The organism is Streptomyces sp. NPDC092952, from assembly GCF_044754785.1.
Lineage (GTDB): Bacteria > Actinomycetota > Actinomycetes > Streptomycetales > Streptomycetaceae > Streptomyces.
The window spans coordinates 94,786-110,106 of record NZ_JBIVPT010000012.1 but is presented as its reverse complement, the minus strand read 5'-3'; the positions used below and the strand labels follow the sequence as shown (position 1 = coordinate 110,106).

Sequence of the window (15,321 nt, the reverse complement as noted above, 5' to 3'; positions counted from 1 at the left end):
CGCGCACGGCGATTCCCGGCCATCCCGGGGTGCGTGGCCCGGCCAGGCACCGGTCCGTCCGCATGGCTGCCGCGTCCCTGGGCATGTGCATACACCTCACGGGCTACGACCAGGGGAGCGTGACGGAATGAGGGCGCACACTGCGCGGACCGCCGGTGCGGAGCGAGCGGAGCGCGCACGTCCCGGACCGGCCCCGGCCGCCGCCGGGGACATCGGCGGCCTGCCGTGGATCGAGGACGCGGGCCGGGTCGCCCCCGCCGACGCCCGCGAGCTGTCCCGGCTGTTCTTCCACCGCCTCCAGACCCTGGAGGAGGGGACCTCCGCCCATCAGTACGCACGCAACACCCTGATCGAGATGAACCTCTCGCTCGTCCGGTTCGCCGCGGGGCGGTTCCGCAACCGGGGCGACGACATGGAGGACATCGTCCAGGTCGGCACCATCGGGCTGATCAAGGCCATCGACCGGTTCGAACTGTCCCGCGAGGTCGAGTTCACCTCCTTCGCGGTCCCTTACATCACCGGGGAGATCAAACGGTTCTTCCGCGACACCACCTGGGCGGTGCACGTACCGCGCCGCCTCCAGGAGCTGCGGGTCGACCTGGCCCGGGCCAAGGAGGCGCTCCTCACCGAGCTGGACCGGGAGCCCACGGTCCGGGAGCTGGCCGAGCGGATGGGGCTGGGCGAGGACGAGATCACCGAGGGCATCGTCGCGGCCAACGGGTACGCGGCGGGCTCCCTGGACGTACCGGCCGACGCCTCGGACGCGGGGCGGCTCCGCGCACCGGCACGCACCTTCGCGGAGGTGCTGGGCGGCCCCGACCCGGCGCTGGAGGCGGTCGAGAACCTGCACACGCTGGCTCCGCTGCTGGACGGTCTGGACGAGCGCGAGCGCCGCATCATCGACCTGCGTTTCGGCCATGAGATGACGCAGTCCCTGATCGGCGCGGAGCTCGGCATCTCGCAGATGCACGTCTCGCGGCTGATCAGCCGGATCCTGTGCAAGCTCCGCAGCGGGCTGCTCGTGGAGGAGTGACCCGGGGCCGCCAGGCGCCCGGGGTCCTTTCCCGGCGCGGTGCCGGGCCCGCTCAGGGCTGTCGGAGCGCGCCTTCGCGCACGGCGGCGTGCACCGCCCTGGCGAGTCGCGCGCCCCAGCGCGAGCGGGGCCCCGCGAAGGGCTCGGCGGGCCCCGCCCCCGGTTCCGGGGCGGCGACGCAGACGGCGTCCGTGGGGGTGCCCGAGCAGTCCAGGCCCGCGTCCAGGAGCGCCTGCACCTTCGCCTCGGTGGCCGTGGCGACGGCGTTGACGAGCGCGGCGTCGGAGAGCGGCGCGGGGACGATGACGACGATGTTGACCGTGCCCGGGGGCGGCGGGCCGTCGGTGCCCTCGGCCGGGGCCGCGGCCCAGCCACGCACCCCGAGTCCGCAGGTGGCGGTCGCGGTCACCCCGCCGTCGGTCGCGGCGGTGTACGCGGTCACGTCGGCGGCCGTCATCAGCCCGGCGCCGGGGCCGGTGAGCCGTTCGGCGGCGGCGATCTCCGCGAGGTGCCGGTCGGGGTCCATGCGCGGATAGCCGCCGGGCACCTGGGCGTTGAGGATCCACTCACGCGGCCCGATGCCGCCACCGAGCACCGCGCTGCCGCAGACCCGCCACCCCGGCCCCAGCCGCCACACCAGGTGGTGCAGCTCCGCCCCGTCCTCGTGCCGGGCGAGCAGTTCGCCGCGCTGTCCGGGCAGCAGGCTGCGTACGGTACGGATGGGACACTCCCGGTGGCTCGGCGGGGCTGCGGGCCGACGTTCCCCGCCGTCGGACCGGTGCGGGAGGCCAAGGTACCCCGCGCCCGTTCGAGGCCTGCCACCACCGTGTATCAGCCGGATCCGGCCATCACCTCACCCGAATGGCGTAACGCATCGGCCGGGTGTCCAGGACCGTCGCGGGCCGCCGTCGCGGACCAGGAGGACGGCGGGCGGCGGGGGCCGCGACTGGGCCGGTTGCAGCGTCCATCCGGGTGAGGCGCGATGGAATACGGACGCGCCTCCCCTGGCGGCCCCCGCCGCAGGACGCGCCCGGAGGAGGAGGAATCGGCCATGGCAGCCGCTGACGGTTTCACGGATTCCGGAGAGCTCGACGGCCTGACGGTGTACGACACCCACGGCGAGAAGGTCGGCACCGTGGGCCGGGTGTACGTCGACGACAACACGGGCCGGCCGGACTGGATCACGGTCAAGACCGGCCTGTTCGGCATGAAGGAGAGTTTCGTCCCGCTGGCCGGGGCCCGCCGCGTGGGTTCCGATCTGCACATCTCGCACCCGAAGGTCCGCGTCAAGGACGCGCCCCGGGTGGACGCGGACGCGCATCTGTCCGTGGCCGAGGAGGAGGAGCTGTACGACCATTACGGCCTGCCCAGGAACACCACCGCCGCCATGAAGCCCCGCGGCCGCACGGACACCACGACCGCCGCCGGTACGGGCACCACGGCCATGGGCGCGGCCGGAACCAGGGGCACCACCGCCCCCACCGGAATGCCCGGGGCGACCGGCACCTCCGGCCGGCCCATGCACCGCGAGACCACCGGCACGGCGCAGACCTCCCGTCCCCTGGCCGGTGCCGGGGCGGGCCCCATGCGCTCCACCGGTGAGCCGGGCGGCAAGGGCGAGATGATCCGCTCCGAGGAACAGCTGCACGTCGGCACCGAGGAGTACGAGAGCGGTACGGCACGCCTCCACAAGTACGTCGTCACGGAGAACGTGACCCGGACCGTGCCCGTGACGCACGAGGAGGTACGGCTGATCCGGGAGCCGCTCCGCCCCGACGAGAAGACGGCGGCGCAGCACCCCGCCATCCGCGAGCAGGACATGGAGGTCACCCTGCACGCGGAGCGCGCGACCACGAGCAAGGAGACCGTGCCCGTCGAACGGGTGCGCATGGAGACCAGGAAGGTGACCGAGCAGAAGGAGGTCTCCGCAGAGCTCCGCAAGGAGCAGATCGACTACGCGGACGGCAAGGACATACCGGGCAAGGGCATGGGCGGCGACTTCGGTCAGGGCCGCCACCGCTGACCGGCCCTCCGGTCCGCACGTTTCCGCGGGTGGTGCACGGGGTGTGGCCGGTGGTACGCCGGGCGGTGTTCCCCCGTCGCACCACCTGCCGGATGCCTACGGACGCTGGAGAGCGATCACGGCGTTGTGTCCGCCGAATCCGAAGGAGTGGCTGACGGCCCGCCGGATGGGCTGCCGCAGCGGTTGCCCGATGACGCAGTCGATGTCGAACTCGGGCGCCGGGGCGCCCAGGTTGGCGATCGGGGGCACGACGCCCCGCTGGAGCGCGAGGATGGTGAGTCCGGTCTCGATCGCCCCGGCCGCCCCCATGCAGTGCCCGAGAACGCCCTTGGGGGCGGTGACGGGCGGCTGGTGCGGGAAGACCCGGGAGATCAGGGCGGCCTCCATGGCGTCATTGGCCGTGGTCGCCGTGCCGTGCGCGTTGACGTGGTCGACGTCCTCGGCGGCCCAGCCCGCGTCGCGCAGTGCGGCTTCCACCGCCGCCTGGGCGATCCGCCCGGAGGGGTGGGGGCTGATGGGGTGGTGGGCGTCGGTGGTGGCACCGGTGCCCGCGAGCAGGGCCCGCGGGGCCGCGCCCCGGGTCCGGGCCTCGTCCGCCCGTTCCAGCACCATGACGGCCGCGCCCTCGCCCAGCACCAGCCCGGCCCGGTCGGCCGCGAAGGGGCGGCACAGCCCGGCCGGATCCCCGTCCCGCTGCGCTCCGGCACCGGACCTGGCGAAGCCCGCCATCGCGACCGGATAGACGATCGACTCGGTGGCCCCGGCGATCGCGATGTCGCACTGTCCGCTGACCAGCAGGTCGCGGGCGACGGACAGCGCGGTGACGCCGGACGAGCAGGCGGTGCACGGGGCCATGCTCGGCCCGGTGGCCTTCATCTGGATCGCGATCTCGGCGGCGGGCATGTTCGGAATGGTGAGCAGGATCGCCGAGGGCGAGGTGGCCCCGGCCCCGAGCCGGTCGAGCACCACCGCCTGCTCGGTCAGCGAGGTGGAGCCCCCGCTGCTGGTGCCGACGATCACCGCGACCCGGGTGCCGTCCCACCGCGCCGGGTCGAGCCCGGCGTCGGTGACCGCCTCCCGGGCGGCGAGGATGGCGAGCTTCACGTACTTCCCCATGCGGAAGGCCGCCCGGCCGCCGATCGCGGCGTCCAGGTCGATGCCGTCGACCACGCAGGCGAAGTCGATCGCGCACCCTTCGAGCCCGGCGACGGTACGCGCCGGCGACACGCCCGCGCACACCCCCCGCCACGTCGATTCGGTGTCGTTGCCGACCGGGGTGATCATGCCCAGACCGGTGATGGCGATGTCCGGCCTGCTCATCGGGCCTTGCTCATCGCTGCCTCGCCGCCCAGCCGGACCCCGCCGGCCGCCGCGTCCATGAACCGGGTGATGTCGGCCAGTGTGGCGCCCTTGGGGAACTGCTCGAACTCCCGGTCGCAGCCGGTCGCCTCCCTGATGAGCACGGCGAACTCGGCGACGGCGAGGGAGTCCATCTCCAGGCTGTCCATGGTGGAACTCGGGTGGATCTCCGCGGCGGGCACTTTGAAGGTCTGCGTCAGCACCTCGGCGATCCTCGGATGAATCGTACTCATGTTTCTTTCTCTCCATCGTTCGGTAAGGACTGCCGGGACGGCGGCGAAACCATCCCGACGCCGGATCAACTGGATGGAGTGCGTCCAGTTACGCCTTGCGCCGAACCGATTCGGCACCGTTCTCCTCGCACCCCTCGCACCAGCGGGCCAGCAAGGCCGTCGCACCCCAGTACGCCAATAGGACAAAGCGGACGCCAAAGGCTCCGATCGCCTCTCCGACCCGATTGCCACGCACGGTTGTTCCCCTTCTGTTCATGGTTCTCACCGCTCCTCGGAGGACGGCTCCCGGTCCGCGTCCGGCCGCCAGGGGGCCTCGGGATCGTCGTAGGCGTCCACGTAGTCGGGGCGGGCGATGGGCCAGTCGGCGAGCACCTCCGGCGGCAGCGCGAAGGACTCGGCCAGCTCGGGCAGGTGCGGGGCGATCTCCGCGGTCAGCTCCTCCAGCCGGTCCGGCAGCCCGTCGACCTGATCGGCGGCCAGCAGCCCCGCCGCCAGCAGATCGCCACTGGCACGGGCGATCCGTTCGAGCGCGAAGAGCCGTTGCAGCGCGCCGAGCCGTTCCCTGGCGGGCCCCTCGGGGAGCGCGGCCACCGCCCGGGCGTACGCTTCGGCGGCTTGGCGCTGGGCGTGTGCCTCGACGCCGCGCAGCGCGGGCCCGGAGGCCGCGTTCCAGCGCGCCAGCGGGTCGCCGTGCGGGACCAGGCGCATCCGCGCGCGGGCCCGGTCGAACCAGATCGCCTCCAGCCGGACGAGCAGCCGCCCGAGGAAGCCGGGATCGTCGAACGCGTCCGGCCCGGGGAAGGGGGCGGGGAGGGGGTCGGGGCCGGCCGGGGCGGTGGCGAAGAGCATCTCGGCGGCGGCCTTGGCGTGGATGGCGAGGTTGTCCCCCTCGGCGGTGATGGCGCCCTCGATCCCGGTGAGGAGTTCGCTCATCCCGTTGTGCTCCAGGAGCGCCTGGGCGCCGCAGCGTTCCCGGGACTCCACGATCACCGCCCTGGCCTCCCAGGTGACCCAGCCCTTGGCGACGGCGACCAACCGCTCCGTCTCCTCCCCCGGCCCCTCCTCCTCCCAGCGGTCCAGCGCCCGGCGGTGCAGCAGGCTCATCGCGAAGACGGTGGCCATCGCCGAGGCGAGCGGTCCGTGGTGGCTGCGGTGCGCGATCACCGGCACCCGGTCCGAGCCCCGGGGGCCGGAGATGAGGCGGTGGCCCCCGTAGCGGACGGCGACGGCGAGCGCCGCGCGCGCGCAGCCGACCGCGCAGGCCGTCATCGAGATCTTGCCGGAGGTGACCCGTCCGATCGACGTGAGGAAGCGGCGCCTGCGGTTGGCGACGGCACTGCTGAACTCCCCGTCCTCGCCGATCCGGCCGTGCTCCCCGTCCAGGAGCGCGGTGCGGTCCACGAACACCCGGTCGAAGGAGGTCAGGCAGTGGTCGACCGGGCTGCCGGTACGGGTGGGCAGCAGCCGCACGCGTACGCCGGGCAGGGTCCGCACCTCGTCGGTGAGCGGCACCAGGAAGAGGAAGACACCGTGCTCGTGGCCGTCGACGAGGAGGCGGGCCGCCACCAGCCCGGACTTGGGGCCCCCGCAAGGGCTGGTGTTGGGCATGAACTTCTGCGCCCCGGCATGCGGGGTGCTCAGGACGAAGCCGTCGCGCTCGCGGTCGTACTCGGCCGTGGTCTCGACGGCGACCGCGTCGTTGCCGTGCGCCACCTCCGTACAGAGGAACGTGCCGACGCGCCGCAGCCGCAGGAAGTCCGAGAGGTCGCGGCGGTGTTCGCCGTCGTGGTCGACGAGGCTGCCGAGGAAGAGGTTGTAGTGGATGCCCGCCACCGTGGTCAGTGCCGGGTCCACCGGGCCCAGCCACTCGTGCAGGGCGGCCAGCGCGCGGGGGCCGGTCGGCGGGGCATCGCCGTCCAGGCTGTCGTTGAGGTGGCGCAGCCGCTCGTACGCGAGGGCCCGGCGCTCCTCCTCGGTGGAGCCGCGCCCCGGGCGGCGGAAGGGTTCGGTACGGATCAGCCGCTGCCAGAAACCGTGCTCCCGGCGGAAGTCGTCGCCGAGAAGCACACCGGTGAGGAGGTCCCTGGTCCGTTCTGCGGAGGTGTGGTCGGTCGCTGCGGTCATGAAAATATAACGATCAAGCATTGTCGAGGACACCCCGGTCCGCGGGCGGCGGACCGTCCGCGCGAAAGCGCTGGAGCGCGAGGACCACGTTGTGTCCGCCGAAGGCGAAGGAGTGGCTGAGAGCCCGCTCGACCTCCTGTGCCCGGGGCTCGCCGACCACGAGGTCGAGGCCGAACTCCCCCGGCGCCGCGCCCAGGTTGGCGATCGGCGGAACGGCACCGCGCTCCAGGGTCAGCACGCAGGCGACCGCCTCGATCGCCCCGGACGCCGCGAGGGTGTGCCCGAGGACGCCCTTCGGGGCGGTCACCGAGGGGCGGTGCGGGAAGAGCCCGGCGATGAGCGCGGCCTCCATCGCGTCGTTCAGCGGGGTGGCGGTGCCGTGCGCGTTGACGTGGTCGACCTGGTCGGGCCGCCAGCCGGCCTCGCGCAGCGCGGCCGTGACGGCCTTGCGGGCGCCGCCCCCGGACGGGTCGGGGGCGGTGGGGTGGTGGGCGTCGGTGGCGGAACCGGCGCCGGCCAGCAGGGCGCGCGGGCGGCCGCCCCGGGCGAGCGCGTCGGCCGCCCGCTCCAGCACCAGCACGCCGGCCCCCTCCCCGATCACGAACCCGTCCCGGTCCGCGGCGAACGGCCGCGAGGCCCCCGCCGGATCGCCGGTACGCCGGGAGAGCGCCCCCATCCCGGCGAAGGCGCTCACCACCAGCGGGGTGAGCACGGCGTCCGTACCGCCCGCCACCACCACGTCGCACCTGCCGTCCAGCAGCAGGTCGCGGGCGAGGGCGAGGGCGGTCGCCCCGGAGGCGCAGGCGGTCGCCGGGGCGAGGCTCGGGCCGTGCGCCCGCAGCGCGATGGCCACCTCCCCGGCCGCCGCGTTGGGCATCATCATCGGGACCAGGAGCGGCGACACCGCCTCCGCCCCGCCGCCGTCGAGCCTGCGTACGTTGTCGACGAGCGCGGACACCCCGCCGACCCCGACTCCGAGCACCACCCCGACCCGGTCGCCGTCCCACCGGTCCGGCGACAGACCGGCGTCCGCCACCGCCCGGCGGGCGGCGAGCAGCGCCAGCTTCACGAACCTCGCCATCCGCCAGACCGAACGCCCGCCGATCGCCGCGTCCAGGTCGATCCCGTCCACCGCACAGCCGAAGTCGACCGGCAGACCGGCCAGTTCCTCGCGGCGGCGGGCCGTGGACACCCCGGCGCACAGCCCGTCCCAGAAGGCGTCCTCGTCCGCCCCCGCCGGAGTCACCAGCCCCATTCCCGTCACCGCCACGTCCGTACCGACCCGTGTCATCTCCGCCCCCTCCGCTGTAATCGATCACCCCTACTGGTTGTCGAACGGTCGTAGCCCCGGTGAGGATGCGGCCAATGAGCCGATCGGGTCATTTCTCCGCCCGGCGCGTGTCCCGGGGCGCACGCCGTGGTGACCGCGTTCCGCCATCCGCAGCAGCCCGCCACGCGGCCCGTTCCGGCAGGTTGTCAGGTGGAGGGATGGAAGCAGAGCACGACCGGCCCGGCCCGTCCCCGGACGACGGCGAACTGGCGGCGCTGCGGGCCAGGGTGGCCGCGCTGGAGGCCGGGGGCCCGCGGCACCGTCCGCCCCGTGCGCGGTCGGCCCTCGCGGTGCTGCTCGTGCTCGTCGCCGCCGTGCTGACCCCGCTGGGCATCGTGTCCACCTGGGCGAAGAACCAGATCGGCGACACCGGCAACTACGTCGCGATGATGGCGCCGCTGGCCTCCGACCCGGAGGTGCAGGCGGCGGTGACCGACCGCGTCACCGGAGCGGTCATGCAGCACCTGGACGTGAAGACGCTGCTGGCCGATGTCGCGCCCGCGGACCGGCCGGCGCTCGACCGGGCGCTGGCGACGCTGAGCGGCCCCCTCACCACGGGCGTCACCGGATTCGTGCACGGGACGGTGGAGAGGTTCGTCTCCGGCGACGCCTTCGCCAGGATCTGGACCGATCTCAACCGGGCCTCCCAGTCCGCCGCGGTGAAGGCCCTGTCCGGGAGCCAGGAGGGAGCGGTACGGATCACGGACGACACCGTCACCGTCGATCTCGCGCCCGTCGTCGACCAGGTGAAACAACGGCTCGTCGACCGGGGGCTGAAGGCGGCGGCGAAACTCCCCGCCATCCACACCGACTTCACCGTGCTCACCGCCCCGTCGGTGGGCAGGGCCACGATGTGGTTCCGGGCCCTCCAGCTCATCGGCCTCTGGCTGCCGCCGGTCACCCTGGCACTGGCGGCGGGCGGGGTGCTCCTCTCGGTGCGCCGGCGGCGCGCGCTGATCGCGACGGCGCTCGCGCTGGGGGCGGGGGCGGCGGTGCTGGGGCTGGCCCTGTGGCTGGGCCGGGCCTTCTACCTCGACAGCCTGCCCTCCGGGGTGTCGCGGCCCGCCGCCGGTGCGGTCTTCGACGCGCTGGCCGGGCCCATGCGGGTGCTGGTGCGGCTGGTCGTCACGCTGGGCGTCGTGGTGGCCCTCGCCGCGTGGCTCACCGGTACGGGCCGTACCGCGACCCGGGTGACGGCGATGTGGAGCGGCGGCATCGGCGCGGTGCGGGAGGCGGCCGGGTTCACCGGCGGCCCGGTCGGCCGGTGGGTGCACCGCGCCCGGCGCCCGCTGAACTGGACGGTGGTCGTGGTGGCCGGCGCGGTCCTGCTGGTGTGGGACCGGCCGACCGGACTGGTCACGGTGTGGATCGCGCTGTGCGCCCTGTTCGCACTCGCCGTCGTCGAGTTCCTCGACGACGACAGCAGCCCGCGCCTGACCGTGACCGGCTGACCCCGGCTACCGGGCAGGACCCAGCGCCGCCCGCAGCTCCCCCGCGTCCGGCGGGTTGGCGCCCGCGCGGGCCACGGTCACCGCCGCCGAGGCCGCCGCGTACCGCAGTACGTCGGCGACCAGGGCCCGGTCGGCCCGGCGCAGCCGCTCCCGGGCGGCCGCGCCGAGCAGCCCGTGCGCGGCGAGGGCGTGCAGGGTGCCGGACATGAAGGCGTCGCCCGCCCCCACGGTGTCGACGACCTCGGCGGGCAGTGCGGCGGTCTCCTCCCGTCCGCCGGACCACACCGCCAGCGCCCCGTCACCGCCCCGGGTGACCAGGACGAGGGCCGGGCCGCTCGCCCGCCACCGCTCGGCGGCCCGTTCCGGCTCCTCGCCGGGGTACAGCCAGTCCAGGTCCTCGTCGCTGGCCTTGACCACGTCGCTGAGCGCGACGCACCGCTCGACCCGGCGGAGGGCGGTGTCGCGGTCCCCCATCAGTGCGGGGCGCACATTGGGGTCGTAGCTGACGGTGGCGGTGGCCCGCAGCGACTCGACGGCGCCGACGACGGTGCCCCCGCCCGGTTCCAGCACGGCGGCGACGGAGCCGGTGTGGACGTGGTGCGGCGGCCGGTCCGGGGCGACCGGGCCGAGCGTCCAGCCGATGTCGAAGGTGTACGTGGCCCGGCCCGTCCCGTCCAGGGTCACGGCGGCGGACGGGGTGGCGGCCGTGGCGCCGTCGGTGCGGACCTCGACGCCCGCCCCGGCGAGATGGTCCCGGATCAGCCGGCCGTGGGCGTCGGGGCCGAGCTGGGTGAGCAGGGTGGTGGGGTGGCCGAGCCGGGCCAGGCCGTGGGCGACGTTGGCCGGGCTGCCGCCCGGGTGGACCCGGTCGGCCAGGCCGGGCCGCCGGACGATGTCGGCGACGCACTCGCCGATGACCAGCAGGTCGAATCCGTCGAGCATGGGGTGGGGTCTCCTACCGTGTGCTGGTGTACGTGTCCCGGCCGGACGGGTGCCCGGGGCGGTTGCCCCGATCCTGCCGTGTGCGTGGGGCGGCCCGGTCGCGGCCTCACCGGTCCCCGGCCCCGGTCCCGTCGCCGACGCCGAGTCCGGTCAGGAACGCGGCGGCGGCCGGGGTGGGCCGGAAGCGGCTCCAGACCAGGCGCTCCGTGCGGGCCGGCGCCCCGTTGACGGACAGCACGCGTACGCCGGTCAGTTCCGCCGCGAAGGCGGACGGGAGCAGGGCGATGCCGAGCCCGCTGCGGACCAGCCGGACGATGAAGTCGGTGCCGTTGACCTCGCAGGCCACCTCGCGGGTGAGCCCGTGGGCGGCGAACGCCTCCTCCGACTGCGCGCGGGCCGCGGTACCGTCCGGGTAGTCGACGAAGAGCTCCTGCGCCAGCCGGGCGAGGTCCACCTCCCGCTCCGCGGCGAGCGGATGGGTCGGGGCCACGACGGCGACCAGTTCGCCGGTGCTCAGCTCGTGGTCGTTCACCCCCGTCGGCCGGTAGCTCGGCAGCACGCCCAGGAACGCCACGTCGACCGTCCCGTCCCGCACTTCCTGGACGAGGTCCTTGCTGGCCCCCTCGCGCAGCACGATCCGTACCTGCGGGTGGCGCAGGTGGAACTCCCGCAGCGCCGCCGGGACGTCGACCGAGGAGACGGTCGGGATGACCCCCACCGCGAGACGGCCGCGCACCTCCCCCGCCGTCGCCGCGACCTCGGCGCGGGCCCGCTCCGCCGCGTCGAGCGCCTGCCGGGCCTCCGGGAGGAATGCCTCGCCCGCCGCGGTGAGCCGCACCCGGCGGCTGGTGCGGTCGAAGAGCCGGGCCCCCAGCTCCTTCTCCAGCCGGGCGATCTGGTGGCTCAGCGCGGACTGGACGACCAGGCACCGCCCGGCGGCCCGGGTGAAGCTGCCGAGTTCCGCGACCGCGACGACGTAGCGCATCTGCTGAAGTTCCATGCGTCCATCGTGAATCACGATCGATGAAATGAAAAACATGTGTTGGACTCATGGATGGTGGCTCCCGGAAGCTGGGCGCATGGCTCACACCACTCAGGAAATCCACGGCCGGGCCGTACCCGGCGCCCCCTCCCGGCCGCCCGTCCTCGGACGCGGCCTGGTTCTGCTGATGGCGCTCGCCGCCGCCCTCTCCTGCGCGGGCAACTACTTCGCGCAGCCGCTCCTCGGCGTCATCCAGGCCCATCTGCACCTGGGAACGACCGCGGCCGGACTCATCGTCACCGCCGCCCAGGCCGGTTACGCGCTGGGGCTGATCCTCCTCGTCCCGCTCGGGGACGTCCTGGACCGGCGGCGGCTCGCGGTGGGGCTGTTCGCCCTCACCTCGTTCTTCCTGCTGGCGACGGCCGCCGCGCCGACCGGGCCGCTGCTCGTCGCGGGGACCCTGCTGACCGCGCTGACCTCGGTCGGGGCGCAGGTGGTGGTGCCGTTCGCGGCGACGCTCGCCGCCCCGGCCGAGCGCGGCCGGACCGTCGGCATCGTGATGTCCGGTGTGCTGCTCGGCGGACTGTTCGGGCGGATGGCCGCCGGCGCGCTCGCCGAACTGGGCGGCTGGCGGACCGTGTACTGGGTGAACGCCGTGCTCATGGCCGTCATGGCGGTGCTCCTGCACCGCCGGCTGCCCCGGCTGCCCCGGCCGGGCGGCACGGTCCCGATCCCGTACGCCGGACTGCTGCGCTCCACGCTGGCGCTGCTGCGCGAGGAGCCCGTGCTGCGCCGCCGGGCCGCCTTCGGCGCGTTCTCCATGGCCTCCTACAGCGTGCAGCTGACCTCGCTGACCTTCCTGCTGGCCGGTTCCCCCTTCGGCTGGAACGCGGCCGTCATCGGCGTGTTCGGCCTGGTGGGCGTCATCGGGGTGATCGGTATGAACGTCGCGGCGCGGCTGGGCGACCGGGGCCGGGTGCAGGCGGTCTCGGCGACGGCCGCCCTGCTCCTGACGCTCGCCTGGCTGCCGCTGCTGGCCGGGGGGACCTCGCTGTTCTGGCTGACGGTCGGCGTGATCCTGCTGAACATCGCCCAGCAGGCCGGGCTCAACAGCAGCCAGAACGTGATCTACGCGCTCCGTCCCGAGGCCCGCAACCGGATCAACTCCGCCTTCATGACGCTGTTCTTCATGGGCGGGGCGGCCGGGGCCGCGCTCGCCTCGGTGGTCTGGTCCCGGGCCGGCTGGAGCGGTGTCTGCCTGCTGGGCGGCGCGCTCGCGGCGGGCAGCCTGGCCGTGTGGATCCTGGAGCGGGTACGGGCGGTTCCCGGCCCGGGTGCCGTCACTCGTTGACGGCGGTCAGCAGCACCACGGCGTCCTCCAGGGCCAGCAGCCCGTGCCGCTCCTGCGGGATCGGCTGGAGCCCGCCGGCCCCCAGCTCCACGTCGCCGGAGGCCGCCGTGAGCCGGACCCGGCCGCGGAGCACCTGGAGCGAGGCGGCGGTGGGGGCGTTGTGCTCGTCGAGGGCGGAGCCCGCGGTGAGGGCGATGACGGTCTGCCGCAGGGGTTCCTCGTGCAGCAGGCGGTGGGCGCTGCGGCCGTGCGCGGAGGCGCGGGCCGCGGTCAGGTGCTCGTCGGCGAGGCTGTTCAGGTCGTCCATGTGCCCACTGTGCCGCAGGGGCCGCCCGGCCGCGATCCTGCCGCGGCCGGTCAGCCGCCTGCCGTCCAGCGGTATCTGACGTCCGGTTCCCTCTCCTCGTTGCGGCTTCCGTCGTCGAAGGCGACGGCGGTGAATCCGTGCCGCTCGTAGAACGCCCGGGCGTCGGTGTTGCGCTGGAAGACGTGGAGCGTGAGCTCCCCGGCCGCGCGCTCGCGCGCCTCGGCCAGCAGCAGCGAACCGACGCCCCGGCGCCGTACGTCGGGACGGAGGTAGAGGTGCTCCAGCTCGGTCCCGTCCAGGGAGGAGAAACCGAGCAGCTCCCCGGCCCCGGTCTCGGCGATCCGCACCACCGTGCCGGGCAGGACCACATGGGTCATCCAGGCCAGGGTCTCCTCGTCGCTGTGCACCTTCGGCAGGTACGGCATGGCCGCGGCGCGCGAGTCGAGGAAGAGCCCGGTGAGCGGCCCGGCGTCCTGCGCGGTCGCCCCGCGGAGCACCACCCGGTCCTCCGGTACGGAATCGTTCGGCACCTTCTCACCCCTCCTGTCCGGCCGGCCCCGGCGGGCCGCCCGTCGTCGTGGCCGAACCTACCCGGTCCGCACAGGGCCGGGTTCGGCCGGTCCTCGGGAGACGCGAAGCGCCGTGGCGGTTACCGCTCGGCCCCGGCCCGGCAGGTGAGGTCCTCGGCTGGGAGCCTGCCCGTGGTCAGGTAGGCCGTGGCCGCCGTGTCCGCGCAGGAACCGCCGCCGGGCGCGTAGAGGACGCCGTGTCCCTCGCCGTCGGCGACGGTGAGCATCCGCGAGCCGCGCAGGGCCCGGTGCATGGCCCGCCCGGCGAAGAGCGGGGTCTGGGAGTCCCATTCGTTCTGCACGATCAGCGCTCCGGCCCCGTTGTCGATGGTGGTCTGCGGCTCGCTGCCCGGTTCCCAGAAGGCACAGGGGGTGATGGCCGACGCGAAGTCGCCGTACAGCGGGTAGCGGGCCGTGTCACGGATCGCCTCCCGGCGGTACCGCTCGGGGTCGTGCGGCCAGGTGCGGGTGTCGGCGCACAGGTAGGACCAGGCGGCGGAGGCGTAGCCGTCGTCGCTCTCCTCTGCCGCCCCGGCCGTGCCGGACCGTGCCGGGTTCCCGGTCCCGGCCGCCCTCTTCAGCCCGGCGATCCGTTCGGCGGCGGTCCGGAGGTGGAAGAACGTGCTGTTGTCGGCGCGGATGTCGTCGCCGGTGAGGCGCTGCCCCTCGAACGCGATCGGCTCGCGGTCCGCCCGCGCGACCAGGTCCCAGAAGGTGCGGCGGACCTCGGCCGGGGTGCCGCCCAGTCCGTACGTGGTGTGCCGCCGGGCGGCCCATCCGGCCCATCGGGTGAAGGCCCGCTCCGCCGCCTTCGCCATGTCCTGGAACATGCCCCGGTAGATCCGGGTGGGGTCGGTCGCGCTGTCGAGGACGACGCGGTCGACGCGCCGGGGGAACAGCTGCGTGTAGACGGCGCCGAGGTACGTGCCGTAGGAGTATCCGAGGTAGGAGATCTTCTTCTCGCCCAGCACGGCACGGATGACGTCCATGTCGCGGGCGCTGTTGCGGGTGGTGAGCCGGGGCAGTTCGTCACCGGCGGCGGCCCGGCACTTCGCGGCGACCGTCCGCGCCCGGTCCACGTCCTTGGCGAAGGTCCCCTCCTTGTACGGGTGGTCGGCCTGTTCCTCGCCGGTCAGACCGCAGCTGACCGGTGCGCTGCGGCCGGTGCCCCTCGCGTCGAATCCGACGAGGTCGAACCGCCGCTTCACCTCGGCGGGGAACGTCGTCATCGGGTCGACGGGCAGGTTCAGTCCCGGTGCCCCGGGCCCGCCCGGGTTCAGCAGCAGAACGCCGTGGCGGTCCTTCGCGCTGCCCGCCCGCAGCCGGGATATCGCGATGCCGATGGTCCTGCCGCCGGGGTCGCGGTAGTCGAGCGGTACCTCGACCGTCGCGCACCGGAAGGCGGCGGGCTCCTTCTCCGAGCAGCGCTTCCACTGGAGCGGCTGCTGGGTGTACCGCCGCAACGGGTCCTTGGCCGTGGCGGGGCCGGGCCGCTCGGGCGCGGCGCAGGCCGTGACGAGGACCAGCGCCGAAGCGGCGGCGGTCGCGAGGGCGGCGGTACGGAGGGGGATGCTGCGGGTGTTCCTGTCTCGCACGGTGGTGCTCGTCCTTGTCGGG

The 15,321-nt window shown here is 74.3% G+C and carries 14 protein-coding genes; 4 read left to right on the top strand and 10 right to left on the bottom strand.

The genetic code is table 11. From position 1 onward, the window contains the following. Positions 1-127 precede the first annotated feature (127 nt). Complete coding sequence (locus tag ACIQGQ_RS25900; protein WP_402399456.1) at positions 128-1,033, top strand: SigB/SigF/SigG family RNA polymerase sigma factor; 906 nt, start codon at positions 128-130, stop codon at positions 1,031-1,033. 52 nt (positions 1,034-1,085) lie between these two features. On the opposite strand, the gene ACIQGQ_RS25895 is transcribed toward ACIQGQ_RS25900, so the two are convergent. Continuing rightward, positions 1,086-1,754 carry an adenosylcobinamide amidohydrolase gene (locus ACIQGQ_RS25895; protein ID WP_402399708.1) on the bottom strand — a complete coding sequence of 223 codons (669 nt, stop codon included), beginning with the start codon at positions 1,752-1,754 and terminating at the stop codon, positions 1,086-1,088. A gap of 330 nt (positions 1,755-2,084) precedes the next feature. Here ACIQGQ_RS25895 and ACIQGQ_RS25890 point away from each other — a divergent pair, with 330 nt between their 5' ends. Further along, positions 2,085-3,056 carry a PRC and DUF2382 domain-containing protein gene (locus ACIQGQ_RS25890; protein WP_402399453.1) on the top strand — a complete coding sequence of 324 codons (972 nt, stop codon included), beginning with the start codon at positions 2,085-2,087 and terminating at the stop codon, positions 3,054-3,056. 96 nt (positions 3,057-3,152) lie between these two features. Here ACIQGQ_RS25890 and ACIQGQ_RS25885 read toward each other — a convergent pair whose 3' ends face one another. From ACIQGQ_RS25885 to ACIQGQ_RS25870, 4 genes are all read right to left on the bottom strand, one after another. Next, positions 3,153-4,376, bottom strand: a complete 1,224-nt coding sequence (locus tag ACIQGQ_RS25885) for a beta-ketoacyl-[acyl-carrier-protein] synthase family protein (RefSeq protein ID WP_402399451.1) — start codon at positions 4,374-4,376, stop codon at positions 3,153-3,155. Then, entirely contained in the window at positions 4,373-4,648 is a 276-nt protein-coding gene (locus tag ACIQGQ_RS25880; RefSeq protein ID WP_352277930.1) for an acyl carrier protein, read from the bottom strand. Before ACIQGQ_RS25880 ends, ACIQGQ_RS25885 begins: the two co-directional genes overlap by 4 nt. Positions 4,649-4,909: 261 nt before the next feature. Then, entirely contained in the window at positions 4,910-6,772 is a 1,863-nt protein-coding gene (locus tag ACIQGQ_RS25875; protein ID WP_402399447.1) for an acyl-CoA dehydrogenase, read from the bottom strand. A gap of 13 nt (positions 6,773-6,785) precedes the next feature. Further along, positions 6,786-8,063 carry a beta-ketoacyl-[acyl-carrier-protein] synthase family protein gene (locus ACIQGQ_RS25870; protein WP_402399444.1) on the bottom strand — a complete coding sequence of 426 codons (1,278 nt, stop codon included), beginning with the start codon at positions 8,061-8,063 and terminating at the stop codon, positions 6,786-6,788. Between the two features lie 197 nt (positions 8,064-8,260). Between ACIQGQ_RS25870 and ACIQGQ_RS25865 the strand changes: the two genes are divergently transcribed. Beyond that, the gene (locus tag ACIQGQ_RS25865; RefSeq protein WP_402399441.1) at positions 8,261-9,553 is read left to right on the top strand and encodes a hypothetical protein; all 1,293 of its coding nucleotides are present in this window, start codon (positions 8,261-8,263) and stop codon (positions 9,551-9,553) included. A gap of 6 nt (positions 9,554-9,559) precedes the next feature. On the opposite strand, the gene ACIQGQ_RS25860 is transcribed toward ACIQGQ_RS25865, so the two are convergent. After that, entirely contained in the window at positions 9,560-10,495 is a 936-nt protein-coding gene (locus ACIQGQ_RS25860; RefSeq protein ID WP_402399438.1) for a carbohydrate kinase, read from the bottom strand. 106 nt (positions 10,496-10,601) lie between these two features. Then, on the bottom strand, positions 10,602-11,495 hold the full coding sequence (locus ACIQGQ_RS25855; protein WP_402399435.1) for a LysR family transcriptional regulator: 894 nt from the start codon (positions 11,493-11,495) through the stop codon (positions 10,602-10,604). Between the two features lie 79 nt (positions 11,496-11,574). On the opposite strand from ACIQGQ_RS25855, the gene ACIQGQ_RS25850 reads away from it, so the two are divergent. Further along, positions 11,575-12,828 (top strand): MFS transporter, encoded by a 1,254-nt coding sequence (locus ACIQGQ_RS25850; RefSeq protein WP_402399432.1) that lies wholly within the window; start codon positions 11,575-11,577, stop codon positions 12,826-12,828. On the opposite strand, the gene ACIQGQ_RS25845 is transcribed toward ACIQGQ_RS25850, so the two are convergent. The 3 genes from ACIQGQ_RS25845 to ACIQGQ_RS25835 form a co-directional block, all read right to left on the bottom strand. Then, the gene (locus tag ACIQGQ_RS25845; RefSeq protein ID WP_366298101.1) at positions 12,818-13,135 is read right to left on the bottom strand and encodes a cupin; all 318 of its coding nucleotides are present in this window, start codon (positions 13,133-13,135) and stop codon (positions 12,818-12,820) included. The two genes, ACIQGQ_RS25850 and ACIQGQ_RS25845, sit on opposite strands and share 11 nt — an antisense overlap. A gap of 50 nt (positions 13,136-13,185) precedes the next feature. Further along, on the bottom strand, positions 13,186-13,665 hold the full coding sequence (locus ACIQGQ_RS25840) for a GNAT family N-acetyltransferase (RefSeq protein WP_402399429.1): 480 nt from the start codon (positions 13,663-13,665) through the stop codon (positions 13,186-13,188). 119 nt (positions 13,666-13,784) lie between these two features. Next, positions 13,785-15,299, bottom strand: a complete 1,515-nt coding sequence (locus tag ACIQGQ_RS25835) for an alpha/beta hydrolase (RefSeq protein WP_402399426.1) — start codon at positions 15,297-15,299, stop codon at positions 13,785-13,787. Positions 15,300-15,321 lie beyond the last annotated feature (22 nt).

Excerpts from the sequence above, each read along its gene's own strand:
- ACIQGQ_RS25900 (WP_402399456.1), top strand. The coding sequence starts at position 128 with ATGAGGGCGCACACTGCGCGGACCGCCGGTGCGGAGCGAGCGGAGCGC.
- ACIQGQ_RS25890 (WP_402399453.1), top strand. The coding sequence starts at position 2,085 with ATGGCAGCCGCTGACGGTTTCACGGATTCCGGAGAGCTCGACGGCCTG.
- ACIQGQ_RS25885 (WP_402399451.1), bottom strand. The coding sequence starts at position 4,376 with ATGAGCAGGCCGGACATCGCCATCACCGGTCTGGGCATGATCACCCCG.
- ACIQGQ_RS25880 (WP_352277930.1), bottom strand. The coding sequence starts at position 4,648 with ATGAGTACGATTCATCCGAGGATCGCCGAGGTGCTGACGCAGACCTTC.
- ACIQGQ_RS25875 (WP_402399447.1), bottom strand. The coding sequence starts at position 6,772 with ATGACCGCAGCGACCGACCACACCTCCGCAGAACGGACCAGGGACCTC.
- ACIQGQ_RS25870 (WP_402399444.1), bottom strand. The coding sequence starts at position 8,063 with ATGACACGGGTCGGTACGGACGTGGCGGTGACGGGAATGGGGCTGGTG.
- ACIQGQ_RS25865 (WP_402399441.1), top strand. The coding sequence starts at position 8,261 with ATGGAAGCAGAGCACGACCGGCCCGGCCCGTCCCCGGACGACGGCGAA.
- ACIQGQ_RS25860 (WP_402399438.1), bottom strand. The coding sequence starts at position 10,495 with ATGCTCGACGGATTCGACCTGCTGGTCATCGGCGAGTGCGTCGCCGAC.
- ACIQGQ_RS25855 (WP_402399435.1), bottom strand. The coding sequence starts at position 11,495 with ATGGAACTTCAGCAGATGCGCTACGTCGTCGCGGTCGCGGAACTCGGC.
- ACIQGQ_RS25850 (WP_402399432.1), top strand. The coding sequence starts at position 11,575 with ATGGCTCACACCACTCAGGAAATCCACGGCCGGGCCGTACCCGGCGCC.
- ACIQGQ_RS25845 (WP_366298101.1), bottom strand. The coding sequence starts at position 13,135 with ATGGACGACCTGAACAGCCTCGCCGACGAGCACCTGACCGCGGCCCGC.